The sequence below is a fragment of the Fructobacillus sp. EFB-N1 genome, assembly GCF_001038455.1.
GTDB lineage: Bacteria > Bacillota > Bacilli > Lactobacillales > Lactobacillaceae > Fructobacillus > Fructobacillus cardui.
Genome location: NZ_LDUY01000040.1, coordinates 1 through 4,157 on the forward strand (window position 1 = coordinate 1; position 4,157 = coordinate 4,157).

The window sequence follows — 4,157 nt, forward strand, 5'->3', positions numbered from 1 at the left end:
TTGTTGATAGTAATAGTCGGACGTTGGCTAAATGGTTGCGTGAGAAGCAGTGGGGGACTGATACACGAGAAGCGTTGGCCTTATTCGTTGAATGGCTATCCACTAAGTGGCATAGCAATAAAGAGTTGATTGATAGTAATTCTAGTCGTCAGTCACAGGTCGAAAAAAGGCAGACGGATTTAGAGGGTCGATTTACTGGTGTACTAAGTGGCGCAACCAAAGATAGCGAGGTGATTGATGCCAGAAACAGTCAGACGTACGGACAATTTGATGTGCTGGACAAGCGATTTGAGAACATCGAGACATTGCTATCTAAGTACGTACCCCAAGGATTCGAGGTGACGATTAAGCACAATTTGAATCGAATGCCTGCTGTTTCTGTATTCAGCTATGAATGGGCAATCGGAACAGCTCCTAACGGATTCGGGACAGAACCAGATGGGTTATTCGGCGGGACTAATCCCGTATCAGTAGCGAACAATGTTATTTATCCAGATGCTAATACAATCAAGGTGACACTTCCACTAGATTACAAGTTGTCTGGTGAATTAGAACAACACGATAATAGTTGGTACTTGATTGACGGGATTAAGACGTTGAAATTCACGCTTGATTCATCTAATCAGGGGATTCATGTTCCAAATGCCAATTTGGAGAAGTTAGGAAAGGTAGGTGAATGATGGCTGACATTGATTATGGATACTTGAAAGACGACGATGGCCAGCGTTTCTATCCAATCACTAATTACGAATTGCTGACAAATAAGCCTGATTTGTCTGGATACGCTAAATCGTCAGACCTGAGTAACTATGCCAGCAAATTACTATTCAACATTGATAATTATGGTGCTAAATCTGGTGATAGAAATTTCGATAATGCACCAATCATCAATAATCTGATTAATAAATTACCATCAAACGGCGGAACTATTTATATCCCAGTTGGTGATTACTGGGTAAACACGCCTATTATTATCAATAATAATTACGTTCATATCGTCGGTGAAAATTCAGGATTTCGTTCTAATATTGACCATGACCCAACTAATTCAAATCGTCCTGGGGGCGGTAGTAAGCTATGCTTAACACCAACTAACCCTATTGGATTGAAGCTAGGTGATAGCAATATTGGAGATAGGCTAAGTGGCGTTGTGTTCGACAACTTGAACATTGTCGGTGCGGCTGCCATTGGTAAGCAAGTGTCGCAAACTGGTATTTACTTAAATCGGAATTCTGATGGAGTGAAGATTATTAACAACGTCATTATGAATTTAGATTTCGGAGTAGTTGCAGTTGGTTCAGATGCGTTGCATCTATCGAACAACTGGATTTGCGAACTGACTAATGGTGTACATGTTATTGGTTCTAGCCAACAATGCCAGATTCAGAACAACTATATTGGGTGCCAGCCTCGTGGTATTTCGCTTAAATTTGATAACCCTTATGGGGCAACTGTTACGGGCAACAATATCTATCCAGATGGATTCGAATGTATCGAGATTAACAACGGGACAATTTGCAATATTTCAGGTAATAACTTCCAATCATTCTATACTGGGGCTATTAAGATGAGTGGTAATAATATCTTATTCAGCAATAATATGATTTATCTCAGGAAGAACAACGGGAATTGGTCTAGTGACCCTATCGGGAGAGACGGTAAATACGGCGCTATCCACATTGATGGTGACGATTATACGATCAATGGAAATCATATTCTCTCAGAACAACCATCAGATGACACTCGTATCCTAATTATGAGTGGGAGCGGTAATAAATTGTCGATGAACACAATTAGTGGCGTGTCTAATCGAAAAATAGTAATAAACGGTTCATGTAATAATACGCTGTCTATTTATAATTGTTCTGATTCTGAATTTGATGGCGGTGGAAATTCTAGCAATCGTAACATTAATTAAATAGGAGGAATTTATGAAGCATATCTTCAAAGGAATGGCGAACGATAGTATCGACACCATCAACAACAACTTCGATGAATTAGCAGACCCTAATCGTGATATGAATTTCAAAAACGCAACAGTTAATGGATACCTTCATGCAAATGGCGATTCAACGACGCAAAAATTAGATGTATTCGGAGGATTGTACACTCACGATGACATTCACTCATTAGGGGGAATGACAACTAAGAAATCATATGAAGCAGATGTATATGATTACGGCCTGAACGCTCATTTAACACGAGTAGGTACAACAGTTACAATTCGCATCTATGGCGATATTATCGGCGAGCATGGTGCATTTTCTAAAATAAATTGGAATATCCCGTTAGGATTTAGGCCGCCAGTTGAGACAGATGCATTGGTTTCTGTTGGCTATACGAAAGGACTTATCAAGATTTACCCAGATGGCTCGACATGGAATATTGACCAAGCATTCCACACTAGCAACAACAACGGTGGAGATAACGTATCATATGGGTTCGGATCATGGTCAACACTCGATGATTTACCATCGTAAGGAGGATATAAATGACAGATAACACACAACAAACGGTAGATACCAGCAAGTGGTATTTCAAATTCGACCCACAGACGTACGCATTCATTCCTGGTGCGGTGCATGAACATGTTGATAATTCAACTGAAATCGAACCAACAGGACTGATTAATCCAGTATGGAATCCATCAACTAATTCATGGACAGGCCAGTCGATTGATGACTATTTAGCCGAACAAAAGGCCAATGCTAAGCAACATGTAGACCCTCAACAACAGGCTTTGAATGCGACAGCAAACGTACTATTAACCCGCTTGATTGCTCAGGATAAGCGCATTGCTGAACTGGAATCCAAGGAGGCTAAGTGATGTTCGACATTCTAAAGAATTGGTATGAAATGGGACTCGAAAACAACGATAGCCTGAAGAATTGGGTAATCGGGGAAATTATCACAGTTGACCAATATCAGCAAATCACTGGTACTTTGTATTCGTTTTAAGGAGTATATATGAAACGGCATTTTTGGAAAAATCGGCAGTGGGTCACCATTGCGATGGAAGAAATCATTGTCGGAATCATTGTCATGTTGCATTATCAACAATTGGATGTTCGTTTGCCACCCGCTTTGGGTTTACTAGATGATGCACCATTTGGACTGTTATATTTGACAGTTGGGGTGGTGTTGCTAGTCAACTCTTTGTGGGACTTTTATTGGCATCGAATACGCCTGGTGTTGATTGCACTGTCTGGCGGTCTTTGGACGATGTTGACGGTCAGCTATGCTTTAAGTGATTTTGTGACTAATAACGTGACAATCATTCCGTTTGTCTTCGGTATCATCACGATTAATGTTTTTCTAAGTGCTTGGATCGAACCTCGACACAAGTTGAAAGGCGGTGGCCGTTATTGACTATTCAAGCGTGATCATTGGTGTGATGGGGTCATTGGGTGTGATTGCGACCGCTTACTTTGGCTGGAATGGCAAGAAGGAAGACACGAGTCAGAAGCATGATGACACTTTAAGCGCCATGTTCAAGGCCCAAAGTGATTTGGTGAAGGACCTGTCATTACAGGTTAGCGACCTGAACATGGAAATCAAGAAGTTACGGACAGACAATGAAAATCTGACCAACGAAAATCGAGAGTTACGGGTAGAAGTCCGTAGCTTGACCAACAAAATTGATGAACTCATGACGGCTAATTAGCCGTCTTTTTTATTGGAGGAAAGAATATGACATTAACAGATGTATTGATTCTGTCTGGAACGTTGCTGACGATTGCAGCTCCAGCAGAACATGCCTTGGTGCGTTGGTTGCGGACTAAGACGAAGAACGGCAATTTGCAATTGTTGCTCACATGGGCAGACCAGGCCGTTTCTCTGATGGAGAAGAGCGAACTAGGTGGCTCTGACAAGAAGCAACACGCAATTGACTATGTAGCGACTCGATTGGCCGCCAACAAGCTAACAGGCAAGTTCTCGCAAGAACAGTTGTCAGCAGTTATTGAACAAGCAGTGGCGCAATTGAACGCCACTACAACTAAATAAGGAGGAAATAAATGACAGTATCAGGATTGGCTACACCATTTGGATTCCAGACGTTCCCTAATTACACTCAGGGCCGACAGGGTAATTCAGTTAATAAAATCGTGATTCACCATATGGCCACGACTGACTATGATTCAGTTCCTGGCATTTGG

At 41.4% G+C, this 4,157-nt stretch carries 8 protein-coding genes; all 8 read left to right on the top strand.

Annotated features, from left to right (window positions below):
• The coding region (locus FEFB_RS08830; protein ID WP_053068999.1) for a hypothetical protein at positions 1-680 on the top strand (680 nt) is incomplete at its 5' end.
• On the top strand, positions 677-1,918 hold the full coding sequence (locus FEFB_RS07775; protein WP_047975678.1) for a NosD domain-containing protein: 1,242 nt from the start codon (positions 677-679) through the stop codon (positions 1,916-1,918). The genes FEFB_RS08830 and FEFB_RS07775, both read left to right, overlap by 4 nt.
• A 13-nt stretch (positions 1,919-1,931) precedes the next feature.
• Complete coding sequence (locus FEFB_RS07780; protein WP_047975679.1) at positions 1,932-2,480, top strand: hypothetical protein; 549 nt, start codon at positions 1,932-1,934, stop codon at positions 2,478-2,480.
• An 11-nt stretch (positions 2,481-2,491) separates the two neighbouring features.
• Positions 2,492-2,827: a hypothetical protein gene (locus tag FEFB_RS07785; RefSeq protein WP_047975680.1), complete on the top strand. Its 336-nt coding sequence runs from the start codon at positions 2,492-2,494 to the stop codon at positions 2,825-2,827.
• Positions 2,827-2,958, top strand: a complete 132-nt coding sequence (locus FEFB_RS08540) for an XkdX family protein (RefSeq protein WP_082131959.1) — start codon at positions 2,827-2,829, stop codon at positions 2,956-2,958. The genes FEFB_RS07785 and FEFB_RS08540 overlap by 1 nt, the downstream gene beginning before the upstream one ends.
• Before the next feature lie 9 nt (positions 2,959-2,967).
• Positions 2,968-3,369: a hypothetical protein gene (locus tag FEFB_RS07790; protein WP_047975681.1), complete on the top strand. Its 402-nt coding sequence runs from the start codon at positions 2,968-2,970 to the stop codon at positions 3,367-3,369.
• A complete protein-coding gene (locus FEFB_RS07795) occupies positions 3,356-3,664 on the top strand; it encodes a hypothetical protein (RefSeq protein ID WP_235271978.1) in 309 nt (102 codons plus the stop codon). Before FEFB_RS07790 ends, FEFB_RS07795 begins: the two co-directional genes overlap by 14 nt.
• Positions 3,665-3,690: 26 nt before the next feature.
• Positions 3,691-4,005, top strand: coding sequence for a phage holin, LLH family (locus FEFB_RS07800; RefSeq protein ID WP_047975682.1), 315 nt, complete (start codon positions 3,691-3,693; stop codon positions 4,003-4,005).
• Positions 4,006-4,157: the final 152 nt, after the last annotated feature.